Source organism: Peribacillus sp. NPDC097264 (assembly GCF_050277925.1).
GTDB lineage: Bacteria > Bacillota > Bacilli > Bacillales > DSM-1321 > Peribacillus.
The window spans coordinates 58,314-78,774 of sequence record NZ_JBNNSR010000001.1 but is presented as its reverse complement, the minus strand read 5'-3'; the positions used below and the strand labels follow the sequence as shown (position 1 = coordinate 78,774).

The 20,461-nt window shown below is 41.9% G+C and carries 17 protein-coding genes; 10 read left to right on the top strand and 7 right to left on the bottom strand.

What is annotated here, in order from left to right; genetic code table 11:
* Position 1: 1 nt before the first annotated feature.
* A complete protein-coding gene (locus ACQKL0_RS00370) occupies positions 2 to 151 on the bottom strand; it encodes a hypothetical protein (protein ID WP_402871155.1) in 150 nt (49 codons plus the stop codon).
* A 168-nt stretch (positions 152 to 319) separates the two neighbouring features.
* On the opposite strand from ACQKL0_RS00370, the gene ACQKL0_RS00365 reads away from it, so the two are divergent.
* The 3 genes from ACQKL0_RS00365 to ACQKL0_RS00355 all read left to right on the top strand — a co-directional run bounded on the left by ACQKL0_RS00365 (position 320) and on the right by ACQKL0_RS00355 (position 4,395).
* Positions 320 to 1,186: an STAS domain-containing protein gene (locus ACQKL0_RS00365; RefSeq protein ID WP_402871157.1), complete on the top strand. Its 867-nt coding sequence runs from the start codon at positions 320 to 322 to the stop codon at positions 1,184 to 1,186.
* Positions 1,187 to 1,382: 196 nt separating this feature from the next.
* Positions 1,383 to 1,820: a hypothetical protein gene (locus tag ACQKL0_RS00360; protein WP_407406913.1), complete on the top strand. Its 438-nt coding sequence runs from the start codon at positions 1,383 to 1,385 to the stop codon at positions 1,818 to 1,820.
* Between the two features lie 202 nt (positions 1,821 to 2,022).
* Positions 2,023 to 4,395 carry a penicillin acylase family protein gene (locus ACQKL0_RS00355; RefSeq protein ID WP_427685674.1) on the top strand — a complete coding sequence of 791 codons (2,373 nt, stop codon included), beginning with the start codon at positions 2,023 to 2,025 and terminating at the stop codon, positions 4,393 to 4,395.
* 115 nt (positions 4,396 to 4,510) lie between these two features.
* On the opposite strand, the gene ACQKL0_RS00350 is transcribed toward ACQKL0_RS00355, so the two are convergent.
* Together ACQKL0_RS00350 and ACQKL0_RS00345 are read right to left on the bottom strand one after the other, a co-directional pair.
* Positions 4,511 to 4,729 carry a hypothetical protein gene (locus ACQKL0_RS00350; RefSeq protein ID WP_402871166.1) on the bottom strand — a complete coding sequence of 73 codons (219 nt, stop codon included), beginning with the start codon at positions 4,727 to 4,729 and terminating at the stop codon, positions 4,511 to 4,513.
* On the bottom strand, positions 4,722 to 5,342 hold the full coding sequence (locus tag ACQKL0_RS00345; RefSeq protein WP_402871169.1) for a sigma-70 family RNA polymerase sigma factor: 621 nt from the start codon (positions 5,340 to 5,342) through the stop codon (positions 4,722 to 4,724). The genes ACQKL0_RS00350 and ACQKL0_RS00345 overlap by 8 nt, the downstream gene beginning before the upstream one ends.
* A gap of 157 nt (positions 5,343 to 5,499) precedes the next feature.
* Between ACQKL0_RS00345 and ACQKL0_RS00340 the strand changes: the two genes are divergently transcribed.
* From ACQKL0_RS00340 to ACQKL0_RS00320, 5 genes are all read left to right on the top strand, one after another.
* Positions 5,500 to 5,661, top strand: a complete 162-nt coding sequence (locus ACQKL0_RS00340; protein WP_402871171.1) for a YvrJ family protein — start codon at positions 5,500 to 5,502, stop codon at positions 5,659 to 5,661.
* Between the two features lie 395 nt (positions 5,662 to 6,056).
* Positions 6,057 to 6,905 (top strand): GNAT family N-acetyltransferase, encoded by an 849-nt coding sequence (locus tag ACQKL0_RS00335; RefSeq protein WP_407408733.1) that lies wholly within the window; start codon positions 6,057 to 6,059, stop codon positions 6,903 to 6,905.
* Between the two features lie 49 nt (positions 6,906 to 6,954).
* Positions 6,955 to 7,413: a DinB family protein gene (locus ACQKL0_RS00330; RefSeq protein ID WP_402871346.1), complete on the top strand. Its 459-nt coding sequence runs from the start codon at positions 6,955 to 6,957 to the stop codon at positions 7,411 to 7,413.
* Positions 7,414 to 7,786: 373 nt separating this feature from the next.
* Positions 7,787 to 9,331, top strand: a complete 1,545-nt coding sequence (locus ACQKL0_RS00325) for a BCCT family transporter (RefSeq protein ID WP_427685672.1) — start codon at positions 7,787 to 7,789, stop codon at positions 9,329 to 9,331.
* A gap of 222 nt (positions 9,332 to 9,553) precedes the next feature.
* A complete protein-coding gene (locus ACQKL0_RS00320) occupies positions 9,554 to 13,351 on the top strand; it encodes a bifunctional 2',3'-cyclic-nucleotide 2'-phosphodiesterase/3'-nucleotidase (protein WP_427685670.1) in 3,798 nt (1,265 codons plus the stop codon).
* A 131-nt stretch (positions 13,352 to 13,482) separates the two neighbouring features.
* Here the strand turns inward: ACQKL0_RS00320 and ACQKL0_RS00315 are convergent, their stop codons facing one another.
* On the bottom strand, positions 13,483 to 13,941 hold the full coding sequence (locus tag ACQKL0_RS00315; RefSeq protein ID WP_427685668.1) for a TspO/MBR family protein: 459 nt from the start codon (positions 13,939 to 13,941) through the stop codon (positions 13,483 to 13,485).
* A gap of 155 nt (positions 13,942 to 14,096) precedes the next feature.
* On the opposite strand from ACQKL0_RS00315, the gene ACQKL0_RS00310 reads away from it, so the two are divergent.
* Positions 14,097 to 14,612, top strand: coding sequence for a GNAT family N-acetyltransferase (locus tag ACQKL0_RS00310; protein WP_407408735.1), 516 nt, complete (start codon positions 14,097 to 14,099; stop codon positions 14,610 to 14,612).
* A gap of 103 nt (positions 14,613 to 14,715) precedes the next feature.
* Here ACQKL0_RS00310 and ACQKL0_RS00305 read toward each other — a convergent pair whose 3' ends face one another.
* The 3 genes from ACQKL0_RS00305 to ACQKL0_RS00295 form a co-directional block, all read right to left on the bottom strand.
* Complete coding sequence (locus tag ACQKL0_RS00305; RefSeq protein ID WP_402871185.1) at positions 14,716 to 16,083, bottom strand: amino acid permease; 1,368 nt, start codon at positions 16,081 to 16,083, stop codon at positions 14,716 to 14,718.
* Positions 16,084 to 16,386: 303 nt separating this feature from the next.
* Positions 16,387 to 17,532 (bottom strand): endonuclease, encoded by a 1,146-nt coding sequence (locus tag ACQKL0_RS00300; protein ID WP_427685665.1) that lies wholly within the window; start codon positions 17,530 to 17,532, stop codon positions 16,387 to 16,389.
* Between the two features lie 217 nt (positions 17,533 to 17,749).
* A complete protein-coding gene (locus ACQKL0_RS00295) occupies positions 17,750 to 18,082 on the bottom strand; it encodes a phage holin family protein (RefSeq protein ID WP_402871190.1) in 333 nt (110 codons plus the stop codon).
* Between the two features lie 528 nt (positions 18,083 to 18,610).
* Here ACQKL0_RS00295 and katA point away from each other — a divergent pair.
* Positions 18,611 to 20,065 carry a catalase KatA gene (gene katA / locus ACQKL0_RS00290; protein ID WP_402871193.1) on the top strand — a complete coding sequence of 485 codons (1,455 nt, stop codon included), beginning with the start codon at positions 18,611 to 18,613 and terminating at the stop codon, positions 20,063 to 20,065.
* Positions 20,066 to 20,461: the final 396 nt, after the last annotated feature.

Genomic DNA, 20,461 nt, shown 5'->3' with positions numbered 1-20,461 from the left:
TTCATTTGCCTTTTTCATCTCTATTTTCTTTTTTGTCTTTTTTATTACGACGAAGTACATCTAAGATTCTCCGGCTATTATTTTTACTATTGATCAGTTCAACTAAGTCACTCATATTTTCTGCTTCAAAGTCTTGTTGTTCTTTTTTCATTAGGAATCCCTCCTCCAAGTTATCGTAATACCCTTATTTTAATAAAATGAAACTTCCTTTATCCTATTGGTAATATAAGGTTTTTATATCGCTTTTAAATAAAAATTTGCTAAAATTAAAAAAAGGCTTGATATTTAAATCAAGAGCTGAATGGAGGCTGTTGCCGTTTTGGAGGAAGAATTGGTATTGATTGGAGAAAAAATCGAAAAATTCAAATATATCTTGGTCCAACATCTCGAACTTTTCGAAGAAGATTCGCCATATGATTTGGAAACCAGCAAGGTGATTCGGGCACAAATCATTCAAATCCATGCTGACGCCTTGATCCATGGAAAAGCCCAGGCGATGGAAAGCATGAGTGAAATCGGGATGAGAGTTGGGAATCGAATTGTGGAGATGGGCGTTTCGTTAGATAAAATCATTGGGGAGATTCAGCTGGCGCGTAACCTTTTCTGGAGCTTCATTGAAGAGGAAGTCAGCAATCGACACTATTCTATCGAAGTCTTGTTGAAAGCTAGTTCAATCATTGATGCCGTATTGGACGAGTTCCTCTATTGCATGAGTGTGAGTTTTGTGAATTATTATAAGAAAATTGCCAAATCGGCAAACGAATCTTTAAAGAAGGTAAAAGAAAATCAAGAAGTCATGGAGGAGTTGGCGACGCCAATCGTCCAAACCATGTTAAGCGATGTGTTGCTCGTACCGTTAATCGGACGTATCGACGAATGGCGAATGGGGTCCTTGCAGTCGACGGTCCTGCAAAAGTGTAACGATTCCCATGCTGAAGTAATGATTTTGGATTTCTCCGGCATCACTTATACGCAGGATGATAACATGTTTTCCCTGCTCGACCAGTTGGTTGGCGCGTTAGCATTGATGGGTACAGAAACGATGTTTGTCGGGTTTACACCGGCCGTAGTCAGGCAAATTATCAAGCTTGATTTCTCTCACCAGGTTAAATCATTCTTATCATTCGCCCAAGCCATGGAGTATATCGTTAAACAGAGGGGAATTACAATCCAGTATTCGAATTGAAGGAATCCTTATGAATGAGGATCCTTTTTTTATAGCATGTAGAGTGATGATGTTTTTGACCAAAAGTGACCGGTATTTCTTTACTTTGAAGAATTATGATAAGTTAGTCAAAAGCATAAGAAACGGGGTGCCTGCTATCTTCAATCGTATATATGGAAAACATGACTTACATAGACGAAAGGTTGTTGAATGAATAGTGGCTTTCAAACAAAAAAACACCCTCGATCCACAAGTAAAATGGTTCAGTGTGGGGATCATGACGGATAACGGCCTCGAATATGAAGAGTATGAGGCGCTATCAAAGCGTATCCTTGATTCAGTCGATAATGTAGGGGCCATATCGGACCTGGTCAGGGTCGAATGGGATAAAGCAAAATTGATTACCTTAAACGAACGATTCAATCATCCGGTTCTTTCGGATCCTTGCTTTATCATTAATGAAGTGATTCCGGAAGATATTGAAAGGGAAAAGAGGCTTTTGCAGGAAAAACATAAGTGGAAAAGATACTTGAATCTAATTTCCCGATATGACTACCTCGAAGCGGAGACGAAAGCCGTCCATGATTTTGATAAGTCCCTTTTGTATACGGATGAAGTGGAGAAGGTGATTGAATATCTTAACCTTAACGCCTAAATGAAACGCATCGGTTCATCGATGCGTTTCATTTGCGTTCAAAAGGAATTTTTCCTTAATCGTACATAGGAAAAAGGAGAGGCATATATCCAATCCTTTCAGAATAAGTAGAAAAATATTGAAGGATTGGTAGGGAAGTCGGATATGAAAGCGAATACTTTAAAGTAGAAAGAGAGAGTTATTAGAAAAGGGAGATGAAACAATGGAAGCAGTCCTACCTCAGTCAAAGCCAAAACCAAAAAGAAAATGGAAAAGACGTGTCCTTTGGGTTTTTGTATCGCTGCTCTTGCTTATAGTGATAGCCGTGATTGCGGCAAATGTATTCTTATCAAGGTCGCTTCCTGAAACGAAGGGGGATTTATTATTGCCCGCTCTTTTGAAACCGGTTACAGTGATACGTGATTCGAGTGGGGTTCCACATATTTCGGCTGATAATGAACATGATCTGTATTTGGCTCAAGGGTATATTCAGGCGCAGGACCGTTTATTTCAGATGGACCTAAGCAGGCGTCAGGCATCCGGGGAATTAAGTGAAGTGATTGGTGAGAAGACCGTGAAAAATGATAAATACTTTCGAACGCTTGGGCTAAGGCGGGCTGCCGAATCTTCATATGCTGGCTACTCAAGTGAAGGGAAAGCAGCATTGGATGTATTCGCTGAAGGTGTGAATCTCTATATCGATGAATTGAAGGATACTGGAAAGTGGCCGGTCGAGTTCACTTTGCTTGGCTATGAGCCGAAACCGTGGACACCTGTGGATTCATTGACGATTGGGAAGTATATGGCGTTTGATTTAGGTGGGAACTGGGAAGATCAGGCATTCAGACAGTACTTACTCCAAACGTTCCCAAAGGAAAAGGCCTATGACTTATTCCCGGATTATCCAAAGGATGCACCTTATATCATCGGCAAGGAAGAGCTGGACATTGAGAAGAGCTTTGCTGGTGCCGTCATACCTTATGAATTCAATGGCAGTAATAACTGGGTGGTCTCCGGTGAAAAGACGGATACGGGAAAGCCGCTTTTAGCCGACGATCCCCATCTTGGACTCGCCACTCCCTCGGTTTGGTACCAAATGCATCTGAAGGCACCGACCGTAAATGTGAGTGGGGTCATTTTTGCAGGAATTCCTGGCATCATATTGGGTCATAACGAAAACGTTGCCTGGGGTGTGACGAATACGGGTCCGGATGTTCAGGATCTGTATATTGAGAAGAGGAACCCAAAGAACGAGAATGAATTTGCTTATAAGGAGAAATGGGAAAAGGCCAAAATAATCGATGAACCGATCAAGGTGAAAGACGGTAAGACGATTGATTACCAGGTGACCATTACACGTCATGGCCCGGTCGTTTCTGAATTCGCCGGTAAAAGTGGGAAAGATACGGTCCTGGCATTAAGGTGGACGGCACTAGATCCGTCAGCAGAACTGGAAGCGGTTTTGAATATGAATAAGGCAAAGAATTGGAATGAATTCGAAAAGGCGCTTTTGAAATTCGAAACGCCTGCACAGAATTTCGTTTTCGCCTCCAACGATGGGACGATAGCGTATAAGGCGAACGGGAAGATTCCAATCCGTAAAAAAGGGGATAGCATGTTGCCCGTGCCAGGGTGGACGGATGAATATGAATGGAAAAGCTATATTCCATTCGATGAATTGCCAAAAACGATCAATCCAAAGGAGGGATTCATCTCGACCGCGAATAACAAGGTCATATCAGATGATTATCCGTACCACATCAGTAATAACTGGGCACAGCCCTATCGTCAGATGAGGATTCAGGAGTTCTTGGAAGCGAATAAGAAACTGACTGCAGGGGATATGCAAAGTCTGCAGATGGATCAGGTGAATTTGCAGGCGAGAGAATTTGTCCCGGAATTTTTAACGATCTTAAACGGGCCATCTGGAAAGCAGGAACAAAAGGCATTAGAAATTCTACAAAAATGGAATCAAATAGATACTGCAGATGCCGCTGCACCGATGATCTTCAATGTGTGGATGAGAAAAATCGGGGATGTCCTGCTGACGGATGAAATTCCAGAGGAAACCCTTAAGCTTTTTAATGGAAGGAAATCGGCGATTGATGAATTGCTGCGGGAGGCCCTGAGCGGAAAGCCAGGTCCATGGATCGAGGAAGCAGGGGGACTTGAGCAGGTATTGGCGAAGTCATTACAGGAGACATTGAAAGAATTGGAGAAAACGCAAGGAAGTGACCTAACCGATTGGGAGTGGGGAGAGTACCACCAAGTCCGCTTCGATCATCCGCTTTCAAGCGTTTCCCCATTGAACTATTTGTTTAACGGGGAAGGAGGGATTCCCGTTGGCGGGAGCAGTGTCACTGTCCAGGCCGCTGCATTTCTTGACGACGGTACCGTCAATCATGGCGGATCCTGGAGGTTTGTCATGGATCTTTCCGATATGAATCAAGCTTATCACCTCGTTGGTCCTGGGCAATCCGGACATGTCAAAAGTAAATGGTATCATGACCAGCTCGAAGATTGGGCGGAAGGGACGTATCACAAAACCAGGCTAGATAAACCAAAAGGCGATACGCTGACATTGAAGCCTGAATAGGAGAAGGGACCTCACTTGCTATGAAGTGAGGTCCTCTTTGTCCTTGGAAAGGCTTGGACGAAAAGCCACATAAAAAAAGAGCCCCAAGCCCAGCAAGAGCTGAACTTGGCACTCCTTACCGTTTCTGTTTGTTCAAGAATTCTGTCAGGAATTCCTCGAAGTTGGGAGCTTCGATGGCTGCAATTTTTTCATAGGATTCTATGATTTTGAGCTTTATCTCTTGTTCCAGGTCTTTTCTGTCCTGATGGTGTGTATTCTTTAAGGACTTTTTTATTTTGGGGTCTAAAGAATCGATCATTTCCATCAATTCTTTCTTTGATAGTTTGTTATCCACAGTACCTGTTCTCCTTCCTAACATAAATCTCATTCAAATAGTGTTTTCGCAGTTTTTCGAGTCCCTGTTTGCGAATGCTTGAAATATTCTGGGGTGATTCTTTGAAATAAGCTGCGATTTCTTTGTTGGTTAGGCCGTAGGAATAGACCATCGTGAGTACCCTATTTTGTTTGGGCGTTAGTTTTTGCAGCGCATTCACCAGTTGTTCATCACTAATGTGGGAAGAAAGGTCGCCGGTTTCCCCCATCTTTTCAAGTTGAACATCTACATTTCCGATTCGGTCGATGATACCGCCGCTATCCGAGGTCATGTCGAGATCCATTCGATAGCGTTCCCGTTGCTTTCGCGCCCTTTTATCATAATCAACTGAGAAAAAGTAAATTAAAGAGCATAAGTATTTGTACACCTTGGCCCTGTAATAGAAAATTTGGAATGTCTCGTTGAGATGACAAAGGTTGTTGGTAGAAGGGGATTCAAGCGTATCCGTGAAAATCTTCAAATGTTCAGGATTCTGTAAAAAAACCTGGATGATGGGTTGATCAAAGAATGAAGCATATCTCTGATGTAACACATCAAGTGAATAAGAAAAGAAATGGGCCGTTAACTTGTTCATTTATTATCCCTCCTTAAGTTCTAAAGTGATGGACAAGGGGAATAAATCAATTATATACGAACATTTGTTCTTTTTGCTATAAACCGATAGTGCTAGATTGATTTTGCTCGGACATTATTCACTTTACTTAATAGATACAAGAAAAGGGGTGAAGAGGATGATGATTGAGGATGCTACTGTGTGGGTATCATTAGTTAGCGATTTTGGCTATCCATTCGTCGTTTCAATGTTTTTGCTCTTCCGCTTCGGAAAAAAACTAAACGAACTAACTGTAGAAGTAGAAAACCTAAAGAAAACAGGCCATAAAAAGAGAAGTTGACATAAAGGTAACGAGGGGCTAGGTTGAAAAATGGATTTTGGATCCTATATTCAATCGGATCCAAAATCTGATTGAACATGAGGTGACGAAGCCTATTTCCTTCTATTCATATTTTGCCCGAATAGGATATTATGTTCCCCTAGCTTGGAATATAACACAAAAAATGGAAAAAATAATCCTCAAATAGAATCATTTTATTGATATAATGCATCGGTCCTTAGAATTAGTGGAAATCCCCCTCCCATACGTTTTTAGTTTTATAGAGTAAAGTGAAAATACTTTTGAAAAAACAACATTTTTATAAGATATGAAAAAAAATGCAGCAATCCATTTGAGGATGCTGTATTTTTTATCGAATAGGAATAAAATGGAATGAAGGATGGGGGCGAACTATTTTGAATAAAAAACAACTAAGGGACCTTGAATGCTTACAACAAGAAAGTGAACAAGGAGATTTTACATTGAAGCTGAATTGGGATACACTCCGGAGCCGGAATGGCATCATGCAAAATGATTTTCTTCATTACGAAAAAGGACAGCTTGTCGGGTTTGTGGGGTTATATGACTTCGGAAGTAAATTGGAGATGTGTGGCATGGTTCACCCGGAGTTCCGGAGGCGGAGGATTTTCACTAAACTGGTGAATGAAGCATTGGATGCTGCGTTGGGAAGGGAGGCCAGAGAGATCATCCTGAATACTCCAGGACCATCACAATCGGGGAAGGAGTTTTTGAAACGGCTACCTTGTGAATTTGCTTTCTCGGAGTACCAAATGAAATGGACGCCTACCGAACTGTCAGACTATGAAGATATTGTCATTCGCCCTTCACGAGAAATGGATGCAGAAACGGAGATTCAGTTGGACATTCAGTGTTTTCAATTTCTGGAGAAGGAAGCGAGGGAATATTATCAGCGCATTCAGTTTGAACATACATTGAAGACCTTGATGATCGAGGCAGATGGGAAGACCGTCGGCAAGATCCGTGTCGATCATAGTGAAGGGGAAGCGTGGATTTACGGGTTTTCTATTTTTCCGGAATATCAGGGAAAAGGCATTGGCAAAAAGGTGTTGAAAAAGATAGTGGCAAAACAGCATGGTCTGGGCTATGAAATCTTTTTGGAAGTGGAAGCGACGAACGCCCATGCCCTCAGGCTCTATGAATCATGTGGGTTCAAGACGATACAGCGGCAGGATTATTATCGGTATAAGGAAGAGAACAGGGAGGCTCGATCCGCTCATCTATGAGTTCTCTAAATAGGAGGCGTTCGAGCTTTTAGGTAAAGGAGATGATGGTCTGTATACACTTTTTAGCTATAACTGGCAAGTAAGAAGCGAGTGGTTTCGTTGGTGTCACGAACTCCATTCTGATGAACTACTAAGGAAGAGAAACGGGGGGATGGGCCAAATATTGAAGACGCTCGCCCATGTCATCGATGTTGAAAATAGTTGGATCAGGGCCATGCAGGGAAAGCCGGATCTCGAGATAGATTTGGATTCCTTTCATACAGTTGAAGCGATTCAGGACTTATCCGCAAGGTATCATCCGGAAGTGAAAGAGTTCTTGGAGACGTGGTCACCTGCCATGGAGTTTGAATGTATAGAGGCACCATGGATGGAAGGGAGTTATGAAAAGGGCAAGGTATTAAGGCACCTGATTGCCCACGAAATCCATCATATCGGTCAGCTGTCGATTTGGTCGAGGGAGATGGGCATCCAACCGGTCTCCGCCAGTTTGATTGACCGTCATTTATAAGGATAAAGGGGGAACTGGTGAATGTACCCACATTTCCAGTTCCTTTTTTGTATGGCCAAATTTTATGATTATCATGTGAAAAATGGGGTATATAGAAATTTAGACTGATATGTTTTCAAAAAGCCGGTTAGAAATGGTAGCTATATTAAAGAATTGATTTTGTTAAAGGGACGTAGAAGATTTTTGGATTCCAGCATTCCGTGATTTAAAGAAAATGAAATAAGCAGCACAGGTTAGCGTTTATTCATGAATAGGCAAGCTCCTTTTTTATCTTCTTGTTTTTATCTAATTCAATTCTTTCCCCTCGAATGACCATTCGTATAACCATAACCCATTTCAATAAAAAACCATGCACCTTAGAAAGGAAGAATCGATGCGTTTAAAATTAAACAGCGTTTTTTGGATTTCTGCTATGATTGTATCGTTAGTTGTCATTATAGGAGCGATGGTTCCTAACACTTTTGCGAAAGGGGCCAATGCCGCTCTAGCATTTACTACATCTTCTTTTGGCTGGCTATTTTTGGCCGCTGTCTTCTTATTTGTCGTTTTCCTGATTTATCTCGTTTTTAGCAAATACGGAAAAATTCGTTTGGGCGGGGATGATGAACGTCCGGAATTCCCTATGTTCACATGGATTGGCATGTTATTTTCCTGTGGGTTTGGCATTGCTTTAGTATTCTACGGGATAGGAGAACCGATGACCCACTTCTTTACGCCACCATACAAAGACGTCGAACCATTAACGACAGAAAGCGCCCGATTGGCAATGGGGTATTCCTTTTTTCATTATGGCGTCAGTCAATGGTCCATATTCGCAATCGTGGGACTTGCCATGGCTTATTTTCAGTTCCGGAAAAAGGAAAACGGTCTGGTTTCAACCACGCTTTCTCCTGTAATCGGGAAGGGACGGCATGTGAAACCAACAAAAAAAATCATTGATATCCTTGCCATCACCGCAACGATCATGGGTGTTGCCACTTCATTGGGATTAGGCATCATGCAGATAGATGGTGGTTTGCGATTCGCCTATAATGTGCCGGATGCAAACTGGATCAAGATCATCATCGTAATCGCGATGACAGCCCTTTTTTTAACCTCTGCCATCACGGGTTTGAACAAAGGGATGAAATGGTTAAGTAACTATAACTTATTTGCAGTATTCGTGATCATGCTGTTCATCTTCATTACAGGGCCGACCCAATTTATCCTGGATACTTTCATTGTGGGGATTAGTGATTATATCTCTAATTTCGTATCGTATAGTCTAAGGTTGAATCCATATACGGGAAATCCTTGGGTCTATCAATGGACAATCTTCTACTGGGCTTGGGCGATTGCCTGGTCGCCGTTCGTCGGATCATTCATCGCCCGCGTTTCGAGGGGGCGCACCATCCGTGAATTTATCATAGGTGTGATGGTCGCACCGCCAGTCATCGCGTCAGTCTGGATTGCCATATTTGGTGGTACAGCCCTTCATATGGACTTGTTTGAAGGGACGCAAATTGCAACCGCTGTGAATAATGATATAACGAGTGCCCTTTTTACCATGCTTAAAGGACTTCCCTTCACAGGTGTCGTCACGGTTTTCGTCTTGATTTTAATCCTGACTTTCCTTGTGACATCAGTCGATTCAGCCGTTTTTATCTTAAGCTCGATGTCGACGAATGGTAGCTTGAACCCTCCAGTGCTCGTCAGAGTGATTTGGGGCGTCCTGATGGGGGCAATTGCCTTGGTCCTTCTCTTATCGAGTGGATTGACCGGATTACAGTCTGCATCAGTCGTTTCGGCCTTGCCATTCACGATCATACTGATACTCATCATGGCTGCCTTTTATAAAACGCTGCGTAAGGACTTTAGAAAGGCGCCTAAACCTGCAACAGTGAAAAAAACACCGTTAAGGGAAGAGGAAAGCACATGATAATCAAATAGATTAGTAGGCCGGTTCATATAATGAGCCGGTCTTTTTTTGCAAGTATATAAGAAAAATAAAATGGTATATTCTCCCTTGCTGTCAATAAATAAATGATGCAAAAGAAGTATTTTATCAAAAAATGTAAGATCATAATAAAATGTGTAAAAATTCTGATAAGAATATGTTATATTATTCTAGAATTTGATAAAATCTGAGAGGTTGTGAAGTATGTCGTTCAAGTCCAAAATGCTAGTCCCTATCCTTGCTGTAAGTTTAATTACAGCACCATTTGCCCTTCCGGTGGATGCATCCGCTAAAGGAGAGGCAAAAGCGAAACCGTTTGCCATATCCGCTCCTTCGGTAAGTTACACAAATGGGGCAAAAGCCACTGTGACCGTTACGCCCAAAAAGGGCAATAAGGGGAAAGAAGCCGTTGTCTTTCAGTTAATGAATGGGACAAAGGTCGTTTCGCAATCAGCAGTAGAGACGGACATCAAGACAGCACAAAAGTTTTCTGCTCACTTCAACACGTACAAGTCAGGATATTGGATCAAGGTATCCGTCGTTTCCAACTATAATGGAAAAACGAGTAATTTCGGAACAAGCTTGGCCACTTCGGTTTCCGACGCGCCATTTGAACTGAGAATCATGGAAACGACAGACATACACACCAATCTAGTAAGTTATGATTATTACAAAAATGCCGTATCGGATTCAGTAGGGTTTTCCCGCACGGCAACCTTGATCAAACAGGCAAGAAAAGAAGTGAAAAATAGTGTCTTAGTAGATAATGGGGACCTCATTCAAGGCACGCCGCTTGGTACATACAAAGCGAATATAGCCCCGCTTAAAAAGGGAGAAGTGCACCCTGTCTATAAAGCGATGAATCTACTAGACTATGATGTGGCTACATTCGGTAACCACGAATTCAACTATGGCTTATCCTATTTGGATGAAGCCATCAATGATGCGAAATTCCCCTATGTAAATGCAAACGTTTATAAAAAAGACAAAGACAAAAATCCAAATAACGATAAAAATAAATACACGCCTTATAAGATCGTAACGAAGAAAGTGAAAGATATAAATGGTAATGAAAAGTCCGTGAAAATCGGCTATATCGGATTTGCCCCTCCACAAATCATGGATTGGGATAAAACAAATCTTGAAGGGAAAGTCGTAACAAAGGAAATCATTGCGACAGCCAAAAAATATGTCCCTGAAATGAAGAAAAAGGGTGCAGATGTCATCGTGGCGCTTACGCATTCCGGTTTTAGCGGCGACGCCAAAAATACCGAGGATGTTATCTATTCATTAAGTAAAGTGGCCAATATCGATGCCATCACGTTCTCACATACTCATAAAGTCTTCCCGGCCCAAGATGAGGCATCATTGGACAACCTGTTCAAAGACAGTCAAGGCAAAGTCCTTGCGGGCGTTGATAATAAAAAGGGAACGATCAATGGGGTACCAGCCGTCCAAGCAGGATATGGTGGAAGTAATCTTGGCATCATCGACCTTGATATTCAGAATATCAAAGGAAAATGGAAAGTCATCAACTCAGATTCTTCAACCCGGGCAATCAATGACAAAGTAACCGGTAAGAAAGCGGCGGAAGATGCGGCTGTTGTGAAGGCGGTCAAAAAAGACCACGAGGCAACGGTTAAGTATGTTAACACGCCAATCGGTAAAACAACAGCACCAATCCACAGTTATTTTGCCCTTGTGCAGGATGATCCTTCTGTACAGGTCGTAACAAGTGCACAAAAATGGTATGTTGAAAATTATCTTAAGAACAATCGTCCTGAATATAAGGACTTACCAATCCTTTCTGTAGGGGCACCATTCAAGGCTGGCCGCAATGGAGTCGAGGAATACACCGATATAAAAACGGGTGATTTGACAATCCGCAGCGCTGGCGACCTATATTTGTACGATAATACATTAAAAGCCATCAAAATCAAAGGGTCCGTGGTCAAAGAATGGCTTGAAATGTCCGCAGGGAAATTCAATACAATCGATCCTGCGAAAACAGAGGAACAGAAATTACTGAATGAAAAGTTTGCAGTCTATAACTTTGACGTGATTGATGGCGTGACGTATCAAGTCGATGTCACGAAAGCTCCTCGTTATGATGAAAAAGGCGAGAAGCTATCAGATTCAAGCAGGATCACCAACTTGAAATACGAGGGTAAAGCCGTTGATCCAAATCAAGAATTCATCGTCATAACGAATAATTACCGTGCTTCGGGCGGAGGGAATTTCCCAGGCGTCAAAGGCAGTGAATACATTGTCGATTCCGCTGATGAAAACCGTCAGATCTTGATGGATTACATTACACAAGAGAAGGAAATCAATCCGACCGCAGACAATAACTGGTCGATTGCTCCGATTTCCGACAAGGTGAATGTTACATTCACTTCATCGCCAAAAGGTGCAGAATATTTAAATGAAGACAGTGCTATTTCATATACAGGCAAAACGGATGATAAAGGATTTGGTATCTACAAATTCAATCTAGCCAATAACAACATTCAAGTACAATTGTTGGGCATCAATGATTTTCACGGTCAAATGGATACTACCTCTGAGTTTGGCGGAGTCAAACAAGGACGTGCCGATTACTTAGCGGCCCACTTAAAAAAGCGTGAGGCAGAGAATCCGGAAAATACCCTGTTAATCTCAGCTGGGGATGCCGTTGGTGCGAGCGCTCCTGTTTCCTCTCTATTACAGGACAAACCAACTCTTCAGTTTCTGAATAATATGGGGTTTGATGTAGGAACGGTCGGAAACCATGAGTTCGATAAAGGAATCGAAACGCTGATGGCCCAAATTAATGGCGGAAAGTCACCCACTTCGGATGTTGTCTTCGATAAGTTGAACTTCCCGTATGTGGTGGCAAATGTCGTGTATAAAGACACAAAAAAACCTATATTAGATCCTTATGTCATTAAAGAGGTCGGCGGTGTGGAAATCGGATTTATTGGTGTCGTCACGAATACGACACCTCAAAAGGTAAGCCCTGCCGGTATCAAGAATGTAGAATTCATTGAGCAGGCCCCAGCCGTCAATAAAGCGGTCGATGAGTTAAAGGAAAAAGGCGTCAAATCGATTGTCGTTGTCTCGCATAATCCAGGTACTGAGAAAGATGGGGTCATTACAGGAGAAGTGGCGGAACTGGCAAAAGATATCGATGATGAAGTCGATGTCATTTTAGCTGGAGACAATCATGCCAAGAATAATAGTACGGTCGATGGAAAGTTAATCGTTCAAGCGTATTCTTACGGAACGGCTTTTGAAGACATTGACTTGGAAATTGATCCGAAAACAAAGGACATTGTCAAAAAATCAGCTGAAATTGTGACAGTCACACAAGACGGAATCACACCAGATGCTGAAACGACGAAGTTCATAAACGCATATTTGGATCAGTTCCCAGAACTGAAAGCGCCACTAGGAACGACGGATGAAAAGATTTTAAGAGCGAATGCCTATACCCAGGAAACGGGTCTTGGAAATTTAATCGCGGATTCAATGAAAGCCGATCTACAATCTGATTTCGCTTTCATGAATCCAGGTGGAATTCGTGCCGATATTCCACAAGGTGAAGTAACATATGCCGATTTGGCAAAAATCCAGCCATTCGGAAACGTACTGGTCAAACTTGAATTAACAGGTGCGGAAGTGAAAACATTGCTGCAACAGCAGTGGGTCGTTGAAGGCAATCCGAAAACTTTGCAAATCTCTGGATTGAGCTATACCGCTGATTTCAGTAAGCCAGTGGCAGAGCGCGTCACGGAAATGAAGAAAGCGGATGGCACCCCAATCGACGAGTCAAAAACGTACACCGTGACTGTCAATGATTTCATGGCAAGCGGCGGCGATAACTATACCGTGTTAAAAGATAAAGAGCGAGTATTCGGCCATGCCGATTTAGAGGCTTTCGTTGAATATGTGAAAAACACTTTTAAAGGTGGAAAAATCACGGCGGTTACGGAAGGTAGAATCACGAACATCAATAACTAAAATGAGTTTTATCGGTCCATTCAGGAAGGATATCAGTCCATTTGGCAGATATATCGGTCAAACTGGATATTTTATCGGTCCAATTCAAAAAAAGCGAGCATTCCGAAACATGGAATGCTCTTTTTTCTCCATCAGTTATTTCTGAACATAGAGTAGTTAAGGCCCAAAGCGAAAGTCACCCAGCCGATATAAGGAACCATGGCGAGGCCAGCCGTACGGTCGATGCTGTAAAACTCGAAGGCTGTCAAAGTAATCAAGGTCAATAGGGCAGCCATTTCGATGAAAGCCGTTCCACGCAAGCCCCATTTGAAGAAGAGGAAAGACCATAAAAAGTTCAGTCCGAGCTGGGTATCATAGAGGAGTTCCTGTGATTTTGTGTTTTTTTCCTTCACGGATACACGATACTTTGCGATTCCCATGACGGTATATAGGCCTGTCCAAGCGACGGGGAAAACCCATGAAGGGGGAGCGAATGAAGGTTTCTTGAGGTCATTGTAAATCTCTTTGGAGTTTCTTGTGGCAATTGCCCCGACAATGGACCCTCCGACAACAGGAATCAACACGCTTTTTGCTAATTTTCGATAATTCATAATGCCATCCACCATCTTTCTACATAATTTGGTCGTTGTTATACCATTACCTCTAATGGTCTAAACAAAACATTTTAATGGGTTATTAAGTGTAACTTTATTCCATTTTTTATTATCATGGGGAAAGTAAGATAAAACGAATGGAAGGTGAAAAAATGAATGATAGACATCTAACGTCTAATAAAGGACCAGGTTTTCAAAACAATACTCCGTTTACTATTACTAGGGCTACTATGGAAGACATTGATCATATAGTTGGTTTGCGATTAGCGCTTTTAATGGAATTAGGTGAGGTACAGTCTCCAAAAGAGGAGCAGCTTATGGAAAGATCAACAAGAGAGTATTTACAAAAAGCACTTCCAGACAACGAATTTATATCCTATATGGCAGAAGCGAATGGGAAAGCAGTAAGCATCAGTGGAATGGTTTTATTCAAAAGACCACCGTATTTAGAAAATCTAAAAGGGATTGAAGCCTATATTCTTAATATGTATACGGTCCCAGAGCATCGTGGAAACGGGTTGGCGGGGCGTTTACTCGAGCATTGTATAGATAACAGTAAAACAAGGGGCGTTAAACGGATTTGGTTGCATACATCCGAAAACGGGAAACATCTATACAAGAAAATGGGTTTCAGTGAGAAAGGCAGTGAAATGGAGTTATTTCTTTAATGTCGCTGTCATGTTTCCCCTAGGTGGACTAGCAAAGTTGAAAAGAAGGGAAAATAGCTAAAGAAAGGGTGCCCGTGTTCAATGGGCACCCTTTCTTCGCTATTTATTTTTTTCGCTTATGCAATCCTGTTATGTAGTACAACACGACAAGCAGGATAATCCAGATCGGACCAACGATCAAAGCGATTCTCGTATCAGGAGAAAAGCCGAGAACGACCATGACAAATACTAGAAAGGCAAGGGCGAAATAAGAAGTGAGCGGGAAAAACGGCATTTTGAATGTTAAGTTTTGTTTTTCCTGTCCACTCATTTTCTTTCGGGAACTGATGTGTGTGATAAGGATGGTGCCCCATGTCCATAGTGCTCCAAATGTCGCCACACTAGTCACATAAGTAAATACTTTGTCAGCTTTCATATAATTCAGATAGACGCCAAAAAGGAGAACGACGGCCGATACGATAATGGCTGTGCCAGGCACGCCATTCTTTGTGACACGACCGAAACTTTTTGGTGATTCGCCTTGCTGTGCCAGGTTAAACAGCATTCGACCCGTACTGAAGATTCCGCTATTGCAAGAAGAGAGAGCTGCTGTCAGTACGACGAACTGGATGATGCCTGCCGCCCCTGGGATGCCGATTCTATCGAACATCATAACGAACGGGCTGTTTTCCCCTGTCATTTGATCCCATGGAGTAATTGAAAGAATGACAGTAAGAGCCAAAACATAAAACAATAAAATTCGATAAAACACGGTATTGATTGCCCGTTTAAGTGATTTCTCAGGGTTCTTTACTTCCCCAGCCGTCACTCCAAGCATCTCGATGCCTAAATAGGCGAACATCACCATTTGGAATGAAAGAACAACGCCCGAGATACCATTAGGGAAGAAGCCTCCATGTGAGAATAGATTACTGAATCCGACTGCATCCCCAGCGTTACCGATACCAAAGAAAATCATGCCAAATCCTAAAACGATCATTAAGATAATCGTGACAATTTTAATTAGGGCAAACCAAAACTCTAATTCACCATAAGCTTTAACGGCAAGGAAATTAACGGTTGTCATAATCACAAGTGCGCCTAATGCCCAAGCCCATTGTGCAGTGTCTGGATACCAAAACTGCATGTAAATGCCGACAGCCGTAATTTCGGCCATGCACGTTGCAATCCAAAGGAACCAGTAATTCCAGCCTGTAATGTATCCGGCGAGAGGACCGATAAAATCGCTTGCATAGCGGCTGAAGGAACCGGCAACGGGGTTTTTAATGGCCATTTCCCCTAAAGCCCGCATGATGAGATAAATAATAAAGCCGCCAATGGCATAAGCCAAAATAATTGCGGGACCGGCTAATTTAATGGCCGATGCAGAGCCAAGAAACAACCCGACCCCAATGGCAGCGCCAAGAGACATTAATGCGATGTGTCTTTCTTCCAATCCTCTATGTAATTGAGAATCTTTGGAGTTTTGCATAATTTTCCTCTTTTCTTGTGTAGGAATATGGGTTTTTAACGCATTCTACTATTTTATCACTAGTAGAGTTGAGGAGCATAATATGTATTGTCTTTTCTCAAAATATTACAATTAAATAATATATACTAATAGTTTATTTGTAAAGAAAAAAATGAAAACGCTTACCAAATAAGGGAATTTTTAAGAGAATATATGAAGTTTGTAAGGTAATTGTTATTTAGCGAAAGTTAATTAACTAATTTTTCTTACTACTTGATGCCTGTATGAAAAAGGCTGCCCTTAGGAAATGGGCAGCCGGTTTCATTACTCCCAGATGGAAGCAGCCCATTCGGGATGATCGATGAAAGGATTTCGATTATGTTGGTAGTCGTTATAAATGATTTCATTTCGATTTCGTTCAAATGCATCGACTGGATCTTGTTCATGCCAATCAAGCAACACGTCCAGTTTCCCATGATATGGAGCTGAGCCGTTGTTGACTAGGTTATTCAATTCCAAATCGACTTCACCGTTCTCTCCTTCATAGCGCACTGCCATATAGAAGAGCATCCGCGCCACATCTCCTTTCACCTTATCCCGTGGTTCCCATGAATCGGAGTCGTAATAGTTCCCTTTGGCTTCGGAATGTTCGGATCCCCCATTATCAAAGTCGAGATTATTGCGCGTACTATTGACGGACGCATCGGTCGGCCGCAAGTGATGTAAATCGGTGCCAGCACCCATGGATGTCCCAAATCCGCCATGGGATTTTGCCCAGACATGCTCACGGTTCCAGTCATTCACGCCTGCACCATTGGTGGTCTTTGCCTGTGAACGCCCTGTATATAGAAGAATGACATGATTGGAGTTGTTTGGATCTTCATCGGTTTCTCGCAAGGCTTCCCACACATTTGCGTAGGAAATTTTCGTATGGTCATCAATGATTTCATGGAGGGCATCTTTTAGAGCACGCCCGGTTTTTCCGGTAGCTGAGTCATAATATGATCCGGCATTCGGAGTTCCTGATTCTGGAGTGTTCCCGTTTTTCACCATGACTGACGGGTCCTTCAAGCCATAATGAGAAAAGTAGGAGGTCAGTGTTCCGGTTATGGTGACTTTTTGACCTTTTAAATCAGGATTCGATTGCAATCCGAATTCGGAACGGAAGGAGGAGGGAAGTTGGACAAAAAGCATATTCGATACGTTTGTTTCCGAGGAACTATCAGCAATTGCAAGCGCATAATCACTTGGATAGTTGCTGAACTCGACGCTAGTGGCTGAAGTGGGCTGGCCGATTACAAAGCCACTGACAGTACGAATGGAACTATTTTGGTTTACGAAAGCCTGAGAGACGGAGTAAGAAGAAGATGGGCTTCCATCCCCGGTTGCGGCTAAGGATGAAGCTGGAATAAGGAAAGCGAGCACGAGCATGAGGGACAGAAGAATTCTTGGTTTACGATTGGTGTACATGTCATTCCTCCATAAGTCGATTCATACCTGTTTTTAGCGTATGTATGGTTAAACTTATGCAAAGGTGGTTCCATTCCCTTTTTGTTTTTCGAAAATGAGTGAATACTGCTAGTGATGATTTGCAAAAATTAGGGAAATAGCCCAGGAAATATCGAACGGTGTTATGGAAAAAGTCACGAGATAAAAAAATCGTCAGCATGTCGACTGACGAGTGTTCCTACTCTTTTTTGACGAGTAAACTTTGACTGATGGTTAGTAAAAACGAACCGATGAGCGCGCCCCAAAAAGAATGAATGACAAAACCACTGACCACATACGACGTAATCAGAAAAGTGAAAGCGTTGATGATGAAGGAAAACAATCCGAATGTCAGGATCGTGATTGGTAAAGTGATGAGCTGTAGAATGGGTTTAACTAACATGTTCATAATCGATAATATGAAGATAGCCAGCAAAGCTGTGCCATAAGATTTTATCGTGATGGAGTCGAGAAGCCAGTCTATGAAAAGTAATATCAGCCCATTGGCAAGAAAACGCATGATTATATTCATGGAAACCTCCTAAAACACTATATGCATTCCTTATTATACTAAAACCTCATGCAAATCAGGGGGTAATTTGCTGAATTGGCACAAAAAATCTTCTATATTTAGAGGCATCTTTCGACTGTTTGGCGAATGGGTACACGTGAAAGTAAAATTCACAGAATTTTCACTGATTAAACAGGCTGATTTCCTATAAAATGAGAGAAAGCGAAGCATCTTAATTGATAACACTTCCAATTTCACCCTCTAGTATTCTCGATTACTATTATATTTTTCTTATAATTGATAAAAAAGTAAGAATAAAGAGAATGTGCCACCGCTGGAGTTATACCAATATATAGATAGTGAATACCTAAATAAGTGCATAATACCTCATTTTCCCTACATATTTTATACTTTACTAGCATGTAGAAAAGAAATTATGCTTATTGAATCTTATTATTATATTAAAATTATTATAAATAAGTATTGATTTTTTTCTAAGAAACTATATTATTATATGTATATTAAAACTAATGAAGAGGTGGTTCATTTATGTCGAATAAGAAAAACCTGACAACTAGCTGGGGTGCCCCGGTTGGCGATAACCAAAATTCAATTACTGCTGGGTCACGTGGACCAGTGCTTATACAAGATGTTCACTTATTAGAAAAACTGGCACATTTCAATCGTGAACGTGTTCCTGAACGTGTCGTCCATGCTAAAGGCGGTGGCGCATTTGGTACTTTTACCGTTACGAATGATTTGTCCAAATATACGAAGGCCAAAGTATTCAATGGTGTAGGGAAAGAAACGGAGATGTTCATCCGTTTTTCAACGGTAGCTGGGGAACTTGGTTCTGCCGATACATTACGTGATCCGAGGGGCTTCGCGGTCAAATTCTACACAGAAGAAGGAAACTACGATATCGTTGGGAACAATACACCTGTATTTTTCATCCGTGATGCAATCAAATTCCCTGATTTCATCCACACACAAAAAAGAGATCCTAGAACACACTTGAAAAATCCGACTGCCGTATGGGATTTCTGGTCTCATTCACCAGAGTCACTTCACCAAGTAACTACGCTGATGTCCGACCGTGGGATTCCAGCAACATGGCGCCATATGCATGGATTCGGAAGCCATACATTCAAGTGGGTGAATGAAGAAGGACAAGCTGTTTGGGTGAAATACCACTTTAAAACAGAGCAAGGCATCAAAAACCTTGATGTGAACCTTGCTGCTAAACTTGCAGGTGAAAACCCTGATTACCATACGGAAGATCTATTCAACGCGATTGAAAAAGGTGATTTCCCGGCTTGGAAATTATGCGTACAAATCATGCCTTTGGAAGACGCGGACACATACCGCTTTGACCCATTCGATGTGACTAAGGTCTGGTCGCAAAAAGATTATCCATTAATCGAACTTGGCCGCGTGGAATTGAACAGAAACCCTGAAAACTATTTTGCTGAAGTAGAGCAAGCAACATTCTCCCCAGGAACATTCGTACCTGGAATTGAAGCTTCTCCAGATAAAATGCTTCAAGGTCGTTTATTTGCTTATGGCGATGCCCATCGTTATCGTGTAGGTGCTAACCATAACCAACTTCCGGTTAACCGTCCGAAAGTGGAAGCAAACACATATCAACGCGATGGCTTCATGCGTGCCGATGATAATGGGAAAGGTTCCGTTTATTACGAACCAAATAGCTTTGGGGGACCAGCTGAATCAAACGAAAACAAACTTGCGCCATTTGAAGTCTCTGGACAAGCTGCTCAGGTTGCCTATAATCATCATGATCACTACACTCAAGCAGGAGATCTATATCGCCTGTTGAGCGACGAAGAAAAAACACGTCTTGTAGAAAATGTCGTGGGTGCAATGAAACCAGTGGAATTAGAAGAAATTAAACTTCGTCAAATCGGACACTTCTACAAAGCCGATCCAGAATACGGAACACGTATTGCTGAAGGTCTTGGATTAGCTGTACCGCAAGAAGTCTAAGAATAGAATCAACATCTAAACAGGCATCCATTAGTGCAATGGATGCCTGTTTTTTCGTATTAAGCGAAGGTCCATCATCTACAGTCTCAGCCTTGTGTTTTTAAATGGTCTGCTATTGGATTTTTGAAAGTCTTGACCATCCTGGATGAGATGGGGAAGGAACTAGAATGTTAGGTACAAACGAAAAAGCTCTTCTCTGATTTTTCAGTGGAAGAGCTTTTAATCTTATAAAACTATTAGACTGAAACGATGAGGGCTGCTGCAAAGACGAGGGAATTTTAGACAACCCTTGTCCATGACTATGTATGGTGCATACATCTTGCAAGTAACTGTTAAGAATCTTTAACAGCCCTTATCCAAGGAGTGCTAATAGTTGTGCGTTAAAAGCGTTTTCCT

What these genes read in the sequence shown, in the direction of transcription:
- ACQKL0_RS00370 (WP_402871155.1), bottom strand. Translation starts at nt 151, where the DNA reads ATGAAAAAAGAACAACAAGACTTTGAAGCAGAAAATATGAGTGACTTA.
- ACQKL0_RS00355 (WP_427685674.1), top strand. Translation starts at nt 2,023, where the DNA reads ATGGAAGCAGTCCTACCTCAGTCAAAGCCAAAACCAAAAAGAAAATGG.
- ACQKL0_RS00345 (WP_402871169.1), bottom strand. Translation starts at nt 5,342, where the DNA reads ATGAACAAGTTAACGGCCCATTTCTTTTCTTATTCACTTGATGTGTTA.
- ACQKL0_RS00340 (WP_402871171.1), top strand. Translation starts at nt 5,500, where the DNA reads ATGATGATTGAGGATGCTACTGTGTGGGTATCATTAGTTAGCGATTTT.
- ACQKL0_RS00325 (WP_427685672.1), top strand. Translation starts at nt 7,787, where the DNA reads ATGCGTTTAAAATTAAACAGCGTTTTTTGGATTTCTGCTATGATTGTA.
- ACQKL0_RS00320 (WP_427685670.1), top strand. Translation starts at nt 9,554, where the DNA reads ATGTCGTTCAAGTCCAAAATGCTAGTCCCTATCCTTGCTGTAAGTTTA.
- ACQKL0_RS00315 (WP_427685668.1), bottom strand. Translation starts at nt 13,941, where the DNA reads ATGAATTATCGAAAATTAGCAAAAAGCGTGTTGATTCCTGTTGTCGGA.
- ACQKL0_RS00310 (WP_407408735.1), top strand. Translation starts at nt 14,097, where the DNA reads ATGAATGATAGACATCTAACGTCTAATAAAGGACCAGGTTTTCAAAAC.
- ACQKL0_RS00305 (WP_402871185.1), bottom strand. Translation starts at nt 16,083, where the DNA reads ATGCAAAACTCCAAAGATTCTCAATTACATAGAGGATTGGAAGAAAGA.
- ACQKL0_RS00300 (WP_427685665.1), bottom strand. Translation starts at nt 17,532, where the DNA reads ATGTACACCAATCGTAAACCAAGAATTCTTCTGTCCCTCATGCTCGTG.
- ACQKL0_RS00295 (WP_402871190.1), bottom strand. Translation starts at nt 18,082, where the DNA reads ATGAATATAATCATGCGTTTTCTTGCCAATGGGCTGATATTACTTTTC.
- katA (WP_402871193.1), top strand. Translation starts at nt 18,611, where the DNA reads ATGTCGAATAAGAAAAACCTGACAACTAGCTGGGGTGCCCCGGTTGGC.